Here is a 17,310-nt window from a genome sequence, read left to right as displayed (position 1 = left end):
GCGGCGTCAGCCGCTCACGCGCCGAGCTTCGCTCCAAGCTGCTCGACTTGAAACGGAGCGACCAGCGGCGGACCGTCGAGGACCCCTTGCGACTGCAAGGCAGCCTGCCCGAGTTCGGTCAGAGCGTAGATGCCGCGCTCGGCCCTGGCGAACCAGCCATAATAGTTGTGCAGCAGGATGCTGGCCGCGCGGGGGGCAACGAGTTTCAAATCGCGCGGCCGCTTCGGGCCGTCGGCCATGGCGGCGGCACAGGCAATCGCTTCCTGGCGGTATGCGGTCATGATCGGCTTTTGCCGCGTGCTGCCGCCGATGGAGGGATCGCCCTTGCGGCGGTGATGCTCCTCGACCAGCCGCGAGCGCCGCCTCGGGTCGCGCCGCGGCGGCACGGCGGCCGGGCTGAGCAGCAACTCGACCTTGCCTTTCCCGTCGACCGCGAGCAGGCCGAAGCCGAGCCGCCGGCAGAGCGCGCGAAAACGTCGATCGTGCTCGCGGCCCTTGCCGCGCGCCGACATCCGCGCGGCGAGCCAGACCTCGTCGCAGGCCGCCGCCCGATCGACGCCTTGCAGAACGAGCTCAAGATTGAACTGCAGCTTCAGCTCGCAGATGACGACCACGGGCGGCTCGCCTTCGCGCAACCCGACGATGTCGCAGCCGCCGACCTCGCCTTTGACGGTGAAGTCGAGGCTCTCGAGGAACCGCTTCACCGGTGCATAGAGGGACATTTCCTGCATGGGAGAGGCATAGCCGATTCGAGCCCGGCCGACACGGCAGAAGGCGACGCGACCGCCCGCCGCTATTGCTTGGCGAACTGGCCCCTATAGGTCTGGCCGGCAAGCGTGTAGGTGCCGGCCAGCGTTCCGTCAGGCTGCATCGTAAACGTGATGTCTGCGCCGTTCGGCAGGCGTCCAAGCTTCAAGGTGTTCCCGGCGATCCTGCCGGCGCCGTCGGCGATCCCCGGCTTGTTGTCGGCCATATCGCCCCACGCGTAGCTGACCGTCACCTGCCCGGCCGGTGAAACGGTCAGCACGGCCAGCTTGCCTTCAAAGGTGCCATCCAGCCGTCCCGCCCAAATGCCTGAAAACGCCGCATATCGGGCGGGGACACTCTTGCCCGGAGGCGTGATCGCCACGGTTTGGTCGAGCACCGCAGTGTCCGGGACAGCGGGAGCCGCGACAGCAGCCGGGGCAGGTTGAGGAGGAGGCGGGGCCTCGGATACCGATTGACAAGCGACAAGCGCCAATGCCGCGAAACCGAGCATCAAAGAAAGACTGTTTGGTGGAGCCAATCGGAATCGAACCGACGACCTCTTGAATGCCATTCAAGCGCTCTCCCAACTGAGCTATGGCCCCACTCCCGGCAGTCAGCCGGCGCCGTTTCCGGCGAAGAGATCCGGCGCGGTTGGGCACCGCGCCGTCGTTTAGTGCTGGCGGCTTCTAGCGCCGCCTTCGGTCAAGATCAAGCCTTGAAAAGCCGCTTTTTCGTCACAGGTCAAAATGGCCGGCAAACAATCGCGCCGGGGCCGAAATCAGACCTCGTCCTCGTCGTCGCCGACGCCGATCATATCGGAAACGTCGTCGTCCTCTTCTTCCTCGTCGGCAAGGAAGGTGTCATCGTCATCGTCACCGAGATCGACATCATCCTCGTCGTCGCCGAGATCGGGCAGATCGTCGCCGCCGCCCTTGGTCTCCTCGTCCGCATCTTCGAGCGAGACGATTTCGGCGCCTTCTTCCTCCTCGGAGTCGACTTCCTTGTCGGCGACGTCCTCATCGTCCTCGATCGCGGAAATCTTGCCTTCCTCGAAATAGGAGCGCGGATAGCTCTTGCCGGTGTATGGCGAGACGATCGGGTCCTTGTTCAGATCGTAGAATTTCCGCCCCGTTTCGGGGTCGACACGTTTTGTGCCAAGTTCAGGTTTTGCCACAGCAAGCCTCGTCAAAAAAAGAATGGTCCCCTTAACCGCAGTTTTCCGCGCTGTCAAAGCCAAAAGCCGGCATCGCAAAACCTTGCATTCGAAGGCCCGCGTGAGGGGATGACCATTGCGGCGCGCCGTGATACGAGACCGCCGCAACACGACGAATTGAGCCGGCCCGCCGGCGCCCGCATTTGGAACAGACAATGTCTCACGCTGCCGCCCCGAAGCCGGCTACGGCCCGCAAATCCCCTGCCCTTGCCGGCACGGCGCGGGTGCCGGGCGACAAGTCGATCTCGCACCGCTCCTTCATGTTCGGCGGCCTGGCTTCCGGCGAGACGCGCATCACCGGCCTGCTGGAAGGCGAAGACGTGATGCGCACGGGCGCCGCCATGAAGGCGATGGGCGCGCATATCGAAAAGACGGGCGCCGAATGGGTGATCCGCGGCACCGGCAACGGCGCGCTGCTGGAGCCGGAAGGCCCGCTCGATTTCGGCAATGCGGGCACCGGCTCGCGGCTCACCATGGGCCTGGTTGGCACCTATGACATGGAGACGACCTTTATCGGCGACGCCTCGCTCTCCGGCCGGCCGATGGGCCGGGTGCTGGAGCCGCTGCGCCAGATGGGCGTGCAGGTGCTGAAAGCGGCGCCCGGCGACCGCATGCCGATCACGCTGCGCGGCCCCAAGCATGCCGCGCCGATAACCTATCGCGTGCCGATGGCGTCCGCCCAGGTGAAGTCGGCGGTATTGCTTGCCGGCCTCAACACGCCGGGCATCACCACCGTCATCGAGCCGGTGATGACGCGCGATCACACCGAAAAGATGCTGAAAGGCTTCGGCGCCAACCTGACCGTCGAGACCGACGAGCGCGGCGTGCGCCACATCTTCATCGAAGGCCAGGGCAAGCTCACGGGGCAGACCATCGCCGTGCCCGGCGACCCCTCCTCCGCCGGCTTCCCGCTGGTGGCGGCGCTCATCGTGCCGGGCTCGGATATCGTGATCGAGAACGTGCTGATGAACCCGACCCGCACCGGGTTGCTCCTGACATTGCAGGAGATGGGCGGCCGCATCGACATCCTCAACCCGCGCAATGCCGGCGGCGAGGACGTGGCGGACCTGCGCGTGCGCTCCTCCGACCTCAAAGGTGTCGTCGTGCCGCCGGAGCGGGCGCCGTCGATGATCGACGAATATCCGGTGCTGGCGGTTGCCGCTGTTTTCGCCGAAGGCGAGACGCTGATGCAGGGTCTGGAGGAATTGCGCGTCAAGGAATCCGACCGGTTGTCGGCGGTGGCCAACGGGCTGAAGCTCAACGGCGTCGACTGCAGCGAGGGCGAAGCCTCGCTCGCCGTGCGCGGCAAGCCCGGCGGCAAGGGCCTGGGCGCTCATCCCAACGGGCCGGACACGGCGGTGAAGACGCATCTCGACCATCGCATCGCCATGAGTTTCCTGGTGATGGGGCTGGCGACGGAAAAGCCGGTGACCATCGACGACGCCAACATGATCGCGACGAGCTTTCCGGAATTCATGGGGCTGATGAAGGGGCTCGGCGCCGAGATCGAGTGACGGGCGATGGGTTGGAGCCGAACCGAGATGCAAGCGGAACAGCACCCCCCTTTGTCCTGCCGGACATCTCCCCCGCAAGGGGGGAGATTGGCGGCTCCGGCGCTCCGCTCAATCCTGCAACATAGACAATTGGCGCAAGCCGCGATGACGGCTGATCTCGCCCCTTGCGGGGGAGATGTCCGGCAGGACAAAGGGGGGCGCGAAGGATCGCGGCGCTCATCTTGCTCATTGCGCCTATCGTTCGAGGCGAGCCAATGAGCACCCCCTTCACCATCGCCATCGACGGCCCCGCGGGCGCCGGCAAGGGCACACTCGCTCGCCGGCTCGCCGATCATTACCGGCTGAACCTGCTCGATACCGGCCTCACCTATCGCGCCGTCGCCCATAAGCTGCTCGAGCTCGGTCTGCCGCTCGACAATGTCTCGGCGGCGGAAACCGCGGCTCGCCAAGTCGATCTTTCGAACCTCGACCGCACGGTGCTTTCGGCGCATGCGGTGGGCGAAGCCGCCTCAAAGGTCGCCGTCATTCCGTCGGTCCGGCGCATCCTGGTCGACAAGCAGCGCGAGTTCGCCAAGGCGCCGCCGGGCGCGGTGCTCGACGGACGCGACATCGGCACGGTCGTGTGTCCCGACGCCGATATCAAGCTCTATGTCACAGCGAGCGCGGAAGTGCGGGCAAGGCGCCGGCTGGCCGAGATCGAAAGCATGGGCGGCAGCGCCGATTTTGCCACGATCCTCGCCGACATCGAGCGCCGCGACGAGCGCGATATGGGCCGTGCCGACTCCCCGCTCAAGCCGGCGGCGGACGCGCACTTGCTCGACACCAGCGACATGGCAATCGAGGCCGCGTTTCTGGCGGCCATGGCAATCGTTGACCGCGCCATGGCCGCGAAAGACCTCGCCTGAGCTTGGCTGTCACGACCGGATCGTGCCTTCGATCGCATGTCTGCCTGACCTGCTCAGGACGGCTACGAAAACCGCCGCGGTGACATAGGCAATCAAGGCATAAAGCGCTGGCGGGATCGCCATTTCGGCGTTGTTGAGGAGATATTCGCTAAGCGCCAGGGCTATGACGAACGCGGCGTTGTGGATGGCCGTTGCCATGGTGATGGCGACCGCCTGCCGCCTTTCCAGGCGCAGCAGCGACGGAACGGCGTAGCCGAGCGCCATGCTCACCACGTTGAAGGCAAAGGCGGCAAAGCCGACAATGGGCCCCCAGGTCACGATAACCTGCCGCTGATCGACGACGGCAAAAATAACGACCGCCGCAAGAAAAAGCGTCGCCAGTAGCTTGACGGGCCCCTCCAGGCGCTCGGCCAGGGCCGTGTAGCGGTGCCGGACGGCAACTCCGATCGAAACCGGGACAAGCACAACGGCAAAGAACTGCAGGAATTTCTCGATCGGCAGCGGGATGACGTGCCCGGCGCCATAGAAATGCAGCAGCGAAAAATTGGTGATCAATGGCACCGACACAAGCGCCACCATTGAGCTGATCGCCGTCAGCGTCAGGCTGAGCGCCGTATCGCCCTTGGCAAGGTGGGTGAAGAGAACCGCGGACGGGGCGCCGGGACTGGCCGCGAGCAGCATCATGCCGACCGCCATGGCAGGCGGCAAAGCCGAAACTGACACGATGCCGAAGCAAAGGACGGGAAGAACCAGTATCTGCACGATAAGAGCCACCAGGAGGGCCTTCGGTCGCAGCACCACCTGCAAGAAGTCCTGGAGCTTGAGCGACAGGCCAAGCCCCAGCATGATGATGACGAGGGCAACCGGCAGGAAGATGTTGAAAGTGGCGCTTGACTGCATGGTGATGCTCCCCGTGACAATCCATGTCGGCAAAAAAGAACTGCAACCGCGAACGCGTAATCGCAAAAACATTCGGGCGGAGCACGCGCACCGCCGCGACGCGCACTTGCCTGACACCGGCGAAGTGTCTATAGAGACCGCGTTTCTGGCGGCCATGGCTAACCATCAAAGACTGCTGGCCAAGAGAAACAAGGCCTGATCCGGGTTTTCCTCGTGTTTTCCGTTGCCGGAGGCGATGAAAATACCCATATCGGGCACGAACCAGCCTGCCAGCATTCTCTATGCGCCGGACTTGCCGCTTAAGCGGCCGAGGGCTCTTCAGCCCGGAACGCCGGCAGGCTCACGCAACGCTAACCCACGGCGCCCGCTTCGCTTGTTGTGCGAAGCATTCCAGGAGAAACAATGTCAGCTGCAAATCCCACTCGCGATGATTTCGCGAGCATGCTCGAAGAATCATTCACCGCCGGCCATTCCGGCGAGGGCCAGGTTGTCCGGGGCACGATCACCGCGATCGAAAAGGACATGGCCATCATCGATGTCGGCCTCAAGGTCGAAGGCCGCGTGCCGCTGAAGGAATTCGGCGCCAAGGGCAAGGACTCCTCCCTCAAGGTCGGCGACACCGTCGAGGTCTATGTCGAGCGCATCGAGAACGCGCTTGGCGAGGCCATGCTGTCGCGCGAGAAGGCCCGCCGCGAGGAGAGCTGGGTGCGCCTCGAAGAGAAGTTCACCAAGGGTGAGCGCGTCGAAGGCGTCATCTTCAACCAGGTCAAGGGCGGCTTCACCGTCGATCTCGACGGCGCCGTGGCGTTCCTGCCGCGCAGCCAGGTCGACATCCGTCCGATCCGCGACGTCTCGCCGCTGATGCACAACCCGCAGCCCTTCGAGATCCTCAAGATGGATCGCCGCCGCGGCAACATCGTGGTGTCGCGCCGCACCGTGCTCGAGGAGAGCCGCGCCGAACAGCGTTCGGAGATCGTGCAGAACCTCGAGGAAGGCCAGGTGGTCGAGGGCGTGGTCAAGAACATCACCGACTACGGTGCGTTCGTCGATCTCGGCGGCATCGACGGCCTGCTGCATGTCACCGACATGGCATGGCGCCGCGTCAACCATCCGACCGAGATCCTCAACATCGGCCAGACGGTCAAGGTGCAGATCATCCGCATCAACCAGGAAACCCACCGCATCTCGCTCGGCATGAAGCAGCTCGAGAGCGATCCGTGGTCGGATATCGGCACCAAGTTCCCGATCGGCAAGAAGATCAAGGGCACCGTCACCAACATCACCGACTACGGCGCGTTCGTCGAGCTGGAGCCGGGCATCGAGGGCCTCATCCACGTTTCGGAAATGTCGTGGACGAAGAAGAACGTGCATCCCGGCAAGATCCTGTCGACGACGCAGGAAGTCGACGTGGTGGTGCTCGAGGTCGATCCGGCCAAGCGCCGCATCTCGCTCGGTCTCAAGCAAACGCTGGAGAACCCGTGGGAAGCCTTCGCGCGCAACCATCCGGTCGGCAGCCAGGTCGAGGGCGAGGTCAAGAACAAGACCGAGTTCGGCCTGTTCATCGGCCTGGAAGGCGACGTGGACGGCATGGTGCACCTCTCCGACCTCGACTGGACCCGTCCGGGCGAGCAGGTGATCGAAGAGTACAATCGCGGCGACATGGTCAAGGCGCAGGTGCTCGACGTCGACATCGAGAAGGAGCGCATCTCGCTCGGCATCAAGCAGTTGGCCCGCGACACGGTCGGCGAGGCGGCGAGCAGCGGCGAGCTGCGCAAGAACGCCGTCGTTACCTGCGAGGTCACCGCGGTGAAGGATGGCGGTCTGGAAGTACGGCTGGTCGACAGCGGCCTCGATACCTTCATCAAGCGTTCGGACCTTTCCCGTGACCGCGACGAGCAGCGCCCCGAGCGCTTTACCGTCGGCCAGAAGGTCGACGCCCGCGTCATCGCCTTCGACAAGAAGACCCGCAAGCTGCAGGTCTCGATCAAGGCGCTGGAAATCGCCGAGGAGAAGGAAGCGGTCGCCCAGTACGGCTCGACCGACTCCGGCGCCTCGCTGGGAGACATCCTGGGCGCGGCGCTGAAGAAGCAGGGCAACTAAGCTCCTTCCTCTACCGAAAGCAAAAACCCCGCCGGAGCGATCCGGCGGGGTTTTTCATTGCACTTTGATCTATGAGGTCAGGCTCGCCCGTAGAGCGGCACCAGCGTGCCGCTCATCGCCTGATTGGCGGGCGAGGCGAGATAGGCGATCGCCTCGGCGGCGGCCTCGAGGCTGACCCATTTGGTGAAATCGGCGTCGGGCATGTCGGCGCGGGTGGCGGGCGTGTCGAGCGTCGAGGGCGCGACCGCATTGACCAGGATGCCCTTGTGCTTCAGCTCCTCGGCCATCGCTTGGGTCATCGCGGCGACCGCCGCCTTGCTCGCGGCATAGGCGACCATTCCGGCGCCGCGCCTGGGATCAAGCCCGGCGCGCGCGCTGACGTTGACAATGCGTCCCGCGGTGCCCGACGTCAGCATCGAGCGCACCGCGGCGCGGCTGCAAAGGAAGGTGGTCCGGGCATTGGTGTCCATCATCTCGGCAAAGGATGCCGTCTCGATCTTTTCGACCGGCGCCATGGTGAAACCGCCGGCGAGATGGATCGAAGCCCAAAGCTCCGGAACCTGATGGTAGAAGGCCTCGACCTTGGCGGAGTCCGACAGGTCGACATTGTGCGCCAGATGGACGCTGGCGTGAGCCGCGTAGGGAAAATGCGGCGGAGCCGCGGCATGCGCATTGGGCACGTGGCAAATCGCGCCCTGCTCCAGCAACCTGCCGACAACCGCGCCGCCGAGCGCCCCGGTGCCGCCCGTCACCACGACATGCCTGCCGTTAAGCGTTTCCGTCATATTTCGACTGCTCCTGTCGTATTCTTATGGTTATGCCGCCCCAGCCTCGAACGTCGCGCCTTTCGCGTTGTCACTCAATTGAAATATCGACATGGCAGGCGTCCCGTCTTTGCATGCGTCGACACGCAGCCGCGTAACGTGACGCGGCTGCGTCTCGGCCGGATGGGACGGTCGCCAGGACCTTCAATCGACGGTGATTTCTATAACCCGCGGCTTGCCGGCAGTTCGCGCGCGCTTCAGCGCACCGGCCAGGTCACCGACCCCTGTCAGCCGCTCGGCTTCGATGCCGTAGGCCTCGGCGAGCTTGCAGAAATCCGGCGGCGCCGGCGACACGCCGACCGGCTCGACGCCGACATCAAGCATCGAGGTCTCGATCTCGCGATAGCCGCGATTGTTCCAGACGACGAAGATCACCGGCGCCTCGGCGTCGAGCGCCGCGCCGAGCTCCGGCAAGGTGAACTGGAAGCCGCCGTCGCCGGTGAGGCACACGACCGGCGCTTCGGGCACGGCAAGGGCGGCACCGATCGCCGCCGGCGGACCGTAGCCCAGCGCGCCGAAACCGGTCGCGGCATTGAACCAGCCGCCCGGACGGTCGTGGTCGTAATAGAGATTGGCGGCGTAGATCGGTTGCGTCGAGTCGCCGACGATGATGGCGCCGGGCAGCGCGTCACGGATCGTCTCCACCGCGCGCAGCTGCGCCAGGTAGTCCGGCCGCAGCTCCGCCAGCGCGGCCTCTCGCCCTGCGGCAGCGCGGGCTTCGCCGTCTTTCGCGGCGACATGAGCGGCGCCGAGTGCAGCCAGCAGGGCAGAAAGCGCCTCGGCACAATCGGCGTGGATGCCAACCGTCACCGGACGGCGCGCGAGCTGGTCGGCGCCGATATCGATGCGGATGAGGCTCGGCGGCAGCACGAAGCCGCCATCGCCGTAGCCGTCATAGTCGGTGGGGCCGAATTCGGTGCCGGCGGCGATCACCAGATCGGCATCCGCCATCAGCGCGCGCACCGCCTTGAGGCTGGGGCTTGCCGGCACCAAGAGCGGGTGCCGATGCAGCAGGCCGCGCGCATTGGCGGTCTCGACCACCGGCGCGCCGAGCGCTTCGGCGAAGCGTGTCAGCGCCGCGTCGGCTTTCTTGGCACCGCCACCGGCAAGAATCAGCGGACGGCGAGCCGCCTTGATCAACCTCGCAGCCTCGGCAACAGCCGCCGCGTCCGGAGCGGGCGGCGCGGCGTTGCCGAGCACCGGCGCGAGCCCCTCGGCGGGCTTCACCATGACGTTTGTCGGGATCTCGATGTGAACCGGACCCGGCCGCGACGAGGAGAAGACGGCGAAGGCGCGGGCGAGCGCACCCGGCAGTTCCTCGGCCTCGGTGACACGCTCGGAAGACAACGCCACCTTCTCCATCATGCCGCGCTGGTCCGGCAGTTCGTGCAGGAAGCCCAAACCCTTGCCGAGCGTATCGGTGGCATTGACACCGGAGATCACCAGCATCGGCACCGAATCGGCGCGCGCCTGGCCCATCGCGGTGATGGTGTTGGTGAGGCCGGGTCCGGTGATGACGAAAGCCACGCCCGGCCGGCCGCCGGCGCGGGCGTAGCCGTCGGCCATGAAGCCGGCGCCCTGCTCGTGGCGCGGCGTGATGTGGCGGATCTTCGAACGCGCCAGGCCGCGATAAAGCTCGACCGTATGGACGCCCGGAATGCCGAAGACGGTGTCGACGCCATGCGCCTCGAGCAAGGTGATGAGCGCTTCGCCGAGCGTGGTCATTGGTTTTCTCCCTTTGGAGCGGATCACCGTTTAACGGAAACAGTGATCCTCCGCTCTATCTCTTTAGTTTGTTACGCAATCCCGGACGGGAAACCGCTTCTCACCTTTTCCTGGAATTGCTCTGACCGTGATGGCGTTTCGTTGAATTGCCATCCCGATCTAACCTTTGTTGAGCATGATCTTTCTCCGAAAACCGGGTCCTACTTTTCGGGATCATGCTTCAGCGGCGCGAGGCCGAGTTCGGCCTCGACAGCCTTGATGCCAATCGCCGCCAACTCGCCGGGCGAGAACATCTCACCGGCCAGGCAGCCTTCGATCCAAAGTCCGTCGATGATCGCATTGATGGCGATGGCATGACGGCGCAGCTGACTTGCGTCCGGTTCGCGCTGTTCGGCGGCGAGCACCTCGGCGACGACAGCTTCCACCTCGTTGCGAAAGCCAAGATAGCCTTCGCGGTGAGCGCGGGCGAGCGTCGGATCCGCGCCGGCACGGCCGATGAAGGTCGCCCAGAGCGAAAACACCCGCTGGTCGATGATCGGCGCGCTGAGATTGGCGGTGACGAAAGCTGCAAGGCGTTGGCGAGGCGACGCGTCTTCCATGACCAATGCCGCTTTCGCCTGCTCGGTCATGCGGCCGACCAGCGCCGTATAGGCCCCCTGCAGCAATTCTTCCTTGCCGGGGAAATAGTGCCGGATCAGGCCGGCGGTGACGCCGGCACGCAATGCGATGGTGCGCAAAGTGGCGCCCTGCAGGCCATATTCCGCCACGCAGTCCAGAGTCGCTTCGATCAGATCCTGCCGCCGCCGCTCCTCGCCCTCGCGACGGAACTTGCGGCGCGCCGTCATCGGCGCAGGATCGGCCGCGTCAGGCATGTCGGCCCGCCTTCACAGGCAATACAGAGCGCATCCGCCTCGAAAATCTCAACCGTGCAGCCGGCGGCCTCCATCGCGGCTTTGGTATTGGGAAAGCCCGCAACGGCAATGACGTTGTGCGGGCTGGTCGGCAGCACGTTCAGGCTGAGGCCGTTGGAAGCGGCGAATTCTCCGGCGTCGCCTTCGACCAGCCTGATGCCGCGCGCCTTCAGCATCTGATAGAACGGAGCCGGCAACAGCGGCGAATAGACCAGCGCGAGATCGTCGGCCAGCGGGCTGATCACCGACATCAGATGCAGGCACGCCTCTTCCCCCTGCCACAGCGGCAGATCAAAACCGTAGACGGAAATTCCCAGCGGCGTCAGCAGGTTCGAAACCTGCTGGATGCCTTCCTGGTTGGAGCGGACCCCGCGCCCGATCGCCAGCGTGCGGGCATCCACCCATACGCAATCACCGCCTTCGACCTGGCCAGGAGCCTCGACGCGGCCGAGGATCGGAATACCCAGCCCTCTATAGGTTTCCTCATGCAGGGAGGGCTCCCTGGCGCGCAATGGCTTGCCCATGGACAGGATCAGCGCACCGTGCTCGGTCATCAGCGATGGGTCGTGCGTGAACACCGAATCCGAAAGGCCGTCGGCCTTGTCCTCGATCCATTCGATTTCGGCGCCGGAAGCCGCTACCAGTTCAGCAAGGGCCGCGTGCTGCGACGCTGCCTTCGCCGGGTTGAACCCGGGGCCATAGTGCCATTGAGCTCTGTCGGCGTCGCGCATCGCGTTCGCCGCCGATCGCATGAGCACGCGCCGCAGCGGCGCCGCCATGGATTGTGATCCGAAAGCGCTCATCAATGCCCTTTTAAGATGAAAAAAACCGAAAAAATTTCATGAAAGGCTATTTATACACTTGCGCAACAAGGTCGCAAGTGCCGTAATGAACGGGATTGACGGGCTCGCGCTGCCGGGTCCATGCTGAAGTGAGGAGCGGGACGGTACAGCGTATGTTGATGAGCCGGATGGACGTTCGACGAACTGCCGTCGCCCCTATAGAGGTTACCCGGTGAGCGCGGTGGAAGCCGCCGCCGTCCCAGCCGGCCAAGCGCAGAGCGGCGCCGCCGAAGCCATCCATGTCGAGAACCTGCACAAGAAGTTCGGCCAGTTGCATGTGCTGAAGGGCGTTTCGCTGTCGGCGCGCGACGGCGAGGTGATCGCCATCATCGGCGGCTCGGGCTCCGGCAAGTCGACGCTGCTGCGCTGCATCAACTGCCTGGAAAACCCGACCAGCGGCATCATCCGCGTCAATGGCGAGGAGATCAAGCTGAAGGCCGACAGCCACGGCCATACGGTGCCTGCCGACCGCAAGCAGATCGAGCGCATCCGCTCGAGACTCGGCATGGTGTTCCAGAACTTCAACCTGTGGAGCCACATGACGCTGATCGAGAACGTCATCGAGGTTCCGGTGCACGTGCTCGGCGTCAAGCGCGACGAGGCGATCGCCCAGGCCGAGAAGCTGCTCGCCCGGGTCGGGCTGGCGGAGAAGCGCGATGTCTACCCGGCGTTCCTGTCGGGCGGTCAGCAGCAGCGCGCCGCGATCGCCAGGGCGCTGGCGATCAATCCGCGCGTCATGCTGTTCGACGAGCCGACCTCCGCGCTCGATCCGGAGCTGGTCGGCGAGGTGCTGAAGGTGATCGGCGACCTGGCGCGCGAGGGGCGCACCATGGTGCTGGTGACGCATGAAATGAAATTCGCCCGCGAGGTCGCGACCCATGTCGTCTACCTCTACAACGGGCTGGTCGAGGAAGAAGGCCCGCCGGAACAGCTGTTCGGCGCGCCGAAATCCGAAAGGCTCAAGCAATTCCTCCGCAATGTCGGCTAGGGCCGGCGTCAAGCGGAGCGAAAACCGGGAACGACAACAAACTGGGAGTCCTGAAATGAAGACTGTTCTCAAGACCTTCGCCGCGGCGCTGCTGTTCGGCGTCGCCGCGATGGGCGTGGCCAAGGCCGATCAGGTCAAGATCGGCGTCGCCGCCGAGCCCTATCCGCCATTCACCTCGCCGGACGCGACGGGCAAGTGGGTCGGCTGGGAGATCGATTTCATCGACGCCGTCTGCGCCGAGGAGAAGCTCGACTGCGTCATCACGCCTGTTGCCTGGGACGGCATCATTCCGGCGCTCACCACCAAGAAGATCGACCTCATCGTCTCCTCGATGTCGATCACCGAAGAGCGCAAGAAGACGATCGACTTCTCGGATAAGTATTACAACACGCCGACAGCAATCATCGGGCCGAAGGATCAGAAGTTCGGCGCCACGCCGGACGATCTTAAAGGCAAGGTGATCGGCGTTCAGGTGTCGACCGTGCATGCCGTCTACGCCAAGAAGCACTTCACCGGCGCGCAGGAGATCAAGGAATACCAGACGCAGGACGAGGCCAACAACGATCTCGCCGCCGGGCGCCTCGATGCGGTGCAGGCCGACTCCATCGCGCTCGGCGAATTCCTCAAGACGGACCAGGGCAAGGCCTGCTGCGATCTTAAGGGTATGGTCGCGCCGGACGACGAGGTGCTGGGACCGGGCGTCGGCGCCGGCGTGCGCAAGGAAGACACCGCGCTCAAGGAAAAGATCAACGCCGGCATCAAGGCGATCCGCGCCAACGGCAAGTACGATGAGATCTCCAAGAAATACTTTGACTTCGACATCTATGGCGGCGCCACGCAGTCGAACTGACGCCTCCATTTGATATTGGGGCATGGCCAGCGCCATGCCCCTTGGCCCAAACCTTGCCACGCAAGCCCGCCGCTGAACGCTGCGGTCGGCGGCTGCCAGCAATTCGGGGGCGAAGCTGATCAATGCCTTTCTTCCGGCCTCGGCGGCCGGCATCATCGAACTCCTGTCGCCCGTGCCGCCCGGCTGGGGCGGCACCCTGCTGGTCGGATTGCTGCATTCGATCGAGATCGCCATCGGCGCCACCTGCCTTGGCCTTTTGATCGGCACCGGCGGCGCCTGGGGCAAGCTTTACGGCGGACCGGTGACGCGCGATCTGCTCGCCGTCTACACCACGGTGGTGCGCGCCGTGCCGGAACTGGTGCTGATCCTGCTGCTCTATTACGCCGGCACCGATCTCATCAATCAGCTGCTGACCGCGACGGGTTACCAGCGCGTCGACATCAGCGGGCTGGCCGCCGGCATCTTTGTCCTTGGCGTCGTGCAGGGCGCCTATTCGACGGAAGTCATCCGCGGCGCCATCCTGTCCATCCCACAAGGCCAGATCGAGGCCGCCCGCGCCTATGGCATGCCGCCCGGCCTGATGTTGAGGCGCATAACATTGCCGGCAATGCTGCCTTTCGCCATTCCCGGCCTTGCCAATCTCTGGCTGATCGCCACCAAGGACACCGCGTTGCTTGCCGTCGTCGGCTTCTTCGAACTGACGCTCGCGACGCGTCAGGCGGCCGGCGTCACCAAGGCCTATCTGGTCTTCTATCTTGCTGCCGGCGCGCTTTATCTGGCGCTGACGCTGTTTTCCAACGTGATCATCGGCCGCGTCGAGGCCTGGTCGCGGCGCGGCATGCCTTCCGTCAAGGAGGCGCGCTGATGTCGGCCGAAGCGACCGCGATCAATATGGCGGCGCGTGCCTCGCTCTGGCTGAAGCCGCACCGCATCGTGCTGATCTTAATCGCGCTGGGATTGGTCCTCTGCGCGGCCTTCTTCATGCGCTGGGACTGGCTGCCGCAATATTGGCAGATGGGGCTGCTCGGCATCTGGCGGTCGCTGTGGATCCTCGTCGTGACCTGCGCGCTGGGCTTTATACTGGCCGTACCGCTTGGGCTGGCGCAGGCCGGTGGGCCGTTCTGGCTCGCCGCACCGGCCAAGATCTTCTGCACCATCATCCGCGGTACGCCGCTGCTGCTGCAACTGTGGCTGCTCTACTACGGGCTTGGATCGCTTTTTCCGCAATATCCATGGATCCGCGAGTCCTGGATGTGGCCCTATCTCAGGCAAGCCTGGCCCTACGGCGTATTGGCGTTGACCTTGTCATTTGCCGGCTATGAAGGCGAGGTGATGCGCGGCGCCTTCGCCGGCGTGCCGAAAGGGCAGCTGGAAGCCGCGCGCGCCTTCGGCATGAGCCGCTTCAAGATCTTCCGCCGCATCTGGCTGCCGCAGGCCTTCTTCCGCGCGCTTCCGACACTGACCGGCGAAACCGTGCTGCAGCTCAAGTCGACGCCGCTGGTGGCGACGATCAGCGTCATCGATATCTTCGCCGTCTCGTCCAAGGTGCGGCAGGACACTTATCTCACCTACGAGCCCTTGCTGCTGCTGGCGCTGATCTACATGACCATCACTGGCATCCTGGTTCTCATCTTCAGCCGCATCGAGGCCCGGATTCCGGTCAAGATCGGTTAGTAGGGGAGTAGGGGAAGAAGGGAGTGTTCAGCCACGATCCGCATTCACATTTCCATCCCCATTCGCTATTTGCTCCACAATTTCCCCCTACTCCCTTATTCCCTTACTCCCTCAGGACGGCTCCGATGCAACTCACTCTCGACCAGGCAACAGGGCTCTGCCGCATGGCGGCGCTCGGCGCCGGCGCCAACGAGGAGGCGACGCAGTCGCTGGTTGCCTCGATCATCGCCGCGCAAGCAGAAGGCCTGTCGGCGGTCGGCCTGTCGCATTTCATCGACTATCTGGAGGCCATCGAGGACGGCCGCATCGACGGCGATGCCGATCCGGTCGTCACCCGGCCGGCGCTGGCCGTCTACCTCTCCGACGCGCGCGGCGGGCTTGCCCATACCGGCTTCGACCGCACTATCGATGACCTCGTCAAGGCGGCGAGGCTGTTCGGCGTCGCCATCTTCTCGCAAAGGAACGCCTATACCTGCGGCGCGCTCGGCTATTTCACCGGACGGCTGGCAGCGCAGGGGCTGGTCTCGTTCGCCGCCACCAACGGGCCGGCGGTGCTTGCAGGCTCGGGCTCGGTCAAGCCGGTCTACTGCACCAACCCGATGTCCTTTGCCGCGCCTGCCGCGGAAGGGCCGCCGTTGGTGATCGACCAATCGTCGAGCGCCACCGCCTTCGTCAACATCCGCAAGGCGGCGGAAGACGGCAGGAAGATCCCCGAGGGCTGGGCACTCGATGCCAGCGGCAACCCGACCACCGATCCGGCGGCGGCGATGAAGGGCGCGATGCTCGCCTTCGGCGGCCAGCGCGGCGCCAACATCGCGCTTATGGTCGAGGTGCTGGCGGCGGGGATTTCCGGCGCCAACTGGTCGCTCGACGCACCCTGGTTCTCCGGCGGGCCGGACAGCCCCGGAACCGGGCTCTTCGTGCTCGCTATCGAGCCCAAATTGGTCGATCCGGATTTTGAGCAGCGCATGAAGGACCAGCTCGACCGGCTGCGGCGGCGCTACGGCGTGCACATCCCCGGCCGTGCCCGGGCAGAGGCCGCTGAAAAGGCGACGGCGCGCGGTGTCGATATCCCGAAGGCGGTCGTGCAGCGCATTTCCGAATTCGCCGAACGCTACTCGGCCTGATCGAGGCATCGCCCGGCAACAAGGCGCGCATTTGCTTCGCGCCGCTTTGAACCTTTCTTAGCCCGGCAGCGACCCATCAGCGGCACCCCACATCGCAAGCCGCAAAAGGGTGGCTTGGGTCGCGGCTTGCGATTGGCGGCCGTCGCGCCGGGCGTCCAGGGCCGGGGCGGGCGTGCTTGCTTCACGCCGCCTTGATACCGTCTCAGGTCAGGCCGCCTCGTTGGACCCTGTTTCGGTGCGCTCACTGCCCGGAAAACCCCGCCTCGGCGGGGTTTTCTGTTTCTCACTGCGGCAATAAAACATGCGAAAGTTCGTCAGGTTTATCCTATTTGACGGAGTGGACGCCTTTGCGTCCGTCAAATCAGCAAAAAGGAGACCGCATGTTCGCCAGCACCGACACGTCCAGAACAAGGCTTATCGTTCCGGCCCTAGGCGGAGTCTATGCGACGCTGAACAATGCGGCCGAAACGCTGCTGCGCGCCGTCGCCGGGGCCTTCCTCGCCATTCATGGCTCGCAGAAGATCGTCAATCCGTTTGGCGCCACGGAAATGGTCGAAGGTCTGGGCTTCTATCCTGGCGTCTTCTGGTCGCCGCTGCTCGCCTGCACCGAATTCTTCGGCGGCATTTTGATTGCCATCGGCCTCGTCACCCGCCCGGCCGCTTTCGCCGGCCTGATCGTGCTTCTGGTCACGGTATGGTTCCACTGGGTCACCATGGGCCAGGGCTTTTCGGGCGCAGAAAAATCGCTGCTTTGGGCGGCAATCCTCGCCTTCTTCGTCATCCGCGGCGGAAACCGGCATTCGGTCGACAAGCGTATCGGCAAGGCGTTCTGAGCGGCTTTTAGCCTGACGCAATTCGGCAAGGAAAACCGCTCCACACTTTCCTGGAATTGCTCAAAAACAAGGCGGCGGCGACCTCCGGTCGCTCTTTGCCTTTGACGCGAAACGGATTAAGAAGCGGCTCAGCCAAGCTTTTGCGCGCGGAGCCAGC

The 17,310-nt window shown here is 64.6% G+C and carries 18 protein-coding genes and 1 tRNA gene; 10 read left to right on the top strand and 9 right to left on the bottom strand.

Annotated features, from left to right (window positions below; all coding sequences use genetic code 11):
* Positions 1-14: 14 nt before the first annotated feature.
* The 4 genes from A9K71_RS27610 to A9K71_RS27595 form a co-directional block, all read right to left on the bottom strand.
* Positions 15-731 carry a DUF2161 family putative PD-(D/E)XK-type phosphodiesterase gene (locus A9K71_RS27610; protein WP_067003408.1) on the bottom strand — a complete coding sequence of 239 codons (717 nt, stop codon included), beginning with the start codon at positions 729-731 and terminating at the stop codon, positions 15-17.
* A 62-nt stretch (positions 732-793) separates the two neighbouring features.
* Entirely contained in the window at positions 794-1,144 is a 351-nt protein-coding gene (locus A9K71_RS27605; RefSeq protein ID WP_245299804.1) for a hypothetical protein, read from the bottom strand.
* Between the two features lie 129 nt (positions 1,145-1,273).
* A tRNA-Ala gene (locus tag A9K71_RS27600) sits at positions 1,274-1,349 on the bottom strand.
* A gap of 176 nt (positions 1,350-1,525) precedes the next feature.
* The gene (locus tag A9K71_RS27595; RefSeq protein ID WP_067003406.1) at positions 1,526-1,921 is read right to left on the bottom strand and encodes a TIGR02300 family protein; all 396 of its coding nucleotides are present in this window, start codon (positions 1,919-1,921) and stop codon (positions 1,526-1,528) included.
* Positions 1,922-2,115: 194 nt separating this feature from the next.
* On the opposite strand from A9K71_RS27595, the gene aroA reads away from it, so the two are divergent.
* Together aroA and cmk are read left to right on the top strand one after the other, a co-directional pair.
* The gene (gene aroA, locus A9K71_RS27590; RefSeq protein WP_067003404.1) at positions 2,116-3,474 is read left to right on the top strand and encodes a 3-phosphoshikimate 1-carboxyvinyltransferase; all 1,359 of its coding nucleotides are present in this window, start codon (positions 2,116-2,118) and stop codon (positions 3,472-3,474) included.
* Positions 3,475-3,728: 254 nt separating this feature from the next.
* Positions 3,729-4,379 (top strand): (d)CMP kinase, encoded by a 651-nt coding sequence (gene cmk, locus A9K71_RS27585; RefSeq protein ID WP_067003402.1) that lies wholly within the window; start codon positions 3,729-3,731, stop codon positions 4,377-4,379.
* Positions 4,380-4,388: 9 nt separating this feature from the next.
* Here the strand turns inward: cmk and A9K71_RS27580 are convergent, their stop codons facing one another.
* Positions 4,389-5,279, bottom strand: a complete 891-nt coding sequence (locus A9K71_RS27580) for a bile acid:sodium symporter family protein (protein ID WP_067003400.1) — start codon at positions 5,277-5,279, stop codon at positions 4,389-4,391.
* Here A9K71_RS27580 and A9K71_RS32210 point away from each other — a divergent pair.
* Positions 5,278-5,478, top strand: coding sequence for a hypothetical protein (locus tag A9K71_RS32210; protein ID WP_067003398.1), 201 nt, complete (start codon positions 5,278-5,280; stop codon positions 5,476-5,478). The two genes, A9K71_RS27580 and A9K71_RS32210, sit on opposite strands and share 2 nt — an antisense overlap.
* Positions 5,479-5,681: 203 nt before the next feature.
* Positions 5,682-7,379, top strand: coding sequence for a 30S ribosomal protein S1 (gene rpsA, locus A9K71_RS27570; RefSeq protein ID WP_067003396.1), 1,698 nt, complete (start codon positions 5,682-5,684; stop codon positions 7,377-7,379).
* A gap of 77 nt (positions 7,380-7,456) precedes the next feature.
* Here rpsA and A9K71_RS27565 read toward each other — a convergent pair whose 3' ends face one another.
* From A9K71_RS27565 to A9K71_RS27550, 4 genes are all read right to left on the bottom strand, one after another.
* Positions 7,457-8,164 (bottom strand): SDR family NAD(P)-dependent oxidoreductase, encoded by a 708-nt coding sequence (locus tag A9K71_RS27565; protein WP_067003394.1) that lies wholly within the window; start codon positions 8,162-8,164, stop codon positions 7,457-7,459.
* A gap of 183 nt (positions 8,165-8,347) precedes the next feature.
* Positions 8,348-9,928 (bottom strand): 5-guanidino-2-oxopentanoate decarboxylase, encoded by a 1,581-nt coding sequence (locus A9K71_RS27560; protein WP_067003387.1) that lies wholly within the window; start codon positions 9,926-9,928, stop codon positions 8,348-8,350.
* A gap of 200 nt (positions 9,929-10,128) precedes the next feature.
* Positions 10,129-10,800 (bottom strand): TetR family transcriptional regulator C-terminal domain-containing protein, encoded by a 672-nt coding sequence (locus tag A9K71_RS27555; protein ID WP_067003386.1) that lies wholly within the window; start codon positions 10,798-10,800, stop codon positions 10,129-10,131.
* On the bottom strand, positions 10,770-11,642 hold the full coding sequence (locus tag A9K71_RS27550) for a dimethylarginine dimethylaminohydrolase family protein (protein ID WP_067003713.1): 873 nt from the start codon (positions 11,640-11,642) through the stop codon (positions 10,770-10,772). The genes A9K71_RS27555 and A9K71_RS27550 overlap by 31 nt, the downstream gene beginning before the upstream one ends.
* A 211-nt stretch (positions 11,643-11,853) precedes the next feature.
* On the opposite strand from A9K71_RS27550, the gene A9K71_RS27545 reads away from it, so the two are divergent.
* From A9K71_RS27545 to A9K71_RS27520, 6 genes are all read left to right on the top strand, one after another.
* On the top strand, positions 11,854-12,669 hold the full coding sequence (locus A9K71_RS27545; RefSeq protein ID WP_067003385.1) for an ABC transporter ATP-binding protein: 816 nt from the start codon (positions 11,854-11,856) through the stop codon (positions 12,667-12,669).
* A 55-nt stretch (positions 12,670-12,724) separates the two neighbouring features.
* Positions 12,725-13,519, top strand: a complete 795-nt coding sequence (locus A9K71_RS27540; RefSeq protein WP_067003384.1) for a transporter substrate-binding domain-containing protein — start codon at positions 12,725-12,727, stop codon at positions 13,517-13,519.
* 199 nt (positions 13,520-13,718) lie between these two features.
* On the top strand, positions 13,719-14,384 hold the full coding sequence (locus tag A9K71_RS27535; RefSeq protein ID WP_067003711.1) for an ABC transporter permease subunit: 666 nt from the start codon (positions 13,719-13,721) through the stop codon (positions 14,382-14,384).
* A complete protein-coding gene (locus A9K71_RS27530) occupies positions 14,384-15,193 on the top strand; it encodes an ABC transporter permease (protein ID WP_067003383.1) in 810 nt (269 codons plus the stop codon). Before A9K71_RS27535 ends, A9K71_RS27530 begins: the two co-directional genes overlap by 1 nt.
* Before the next feature lie 125 nt (positions 15,194-15,318).
* On the top strand, positions 15,319-16,320 hold the full coding sequence (locus A9K71_RS27525) for an Ldh family oxidoreductase (protein WP_067003381.1): 1,002 nt from the start codon (positions 15,319-15,321) through the stop codon (positions 16,318-16,320).
* Between the two features lie 380 nt (positions 16,321-16,700).
* Entirely contained in the window at positions 16,701-17,153 is a 453-nt protein-coding gene (locus tag A9K71_RS27520) for a DoxX family protein (protein WP_067003379.1), read from the top strand.
* Positions 17,154-17,310 lie beyond the last annotated feature (157 nt).

The sequence above is a fragment of the Mesorhizobium sp. WSM3873 genome, from assembly GCF_001672445.1.
Taxonomy (GTDB): domain Bacteria; phylum Pseudomonadota; class Alphaproteobacteria; order Rhizobiales; family Rhizobiaceae; genus Mesorhizobium.
The sequence above is the reverse complement of the archived record's forward strand: the minus strand, read 5'-3'. Positions and strand labels throughout refer to the sequence as shown.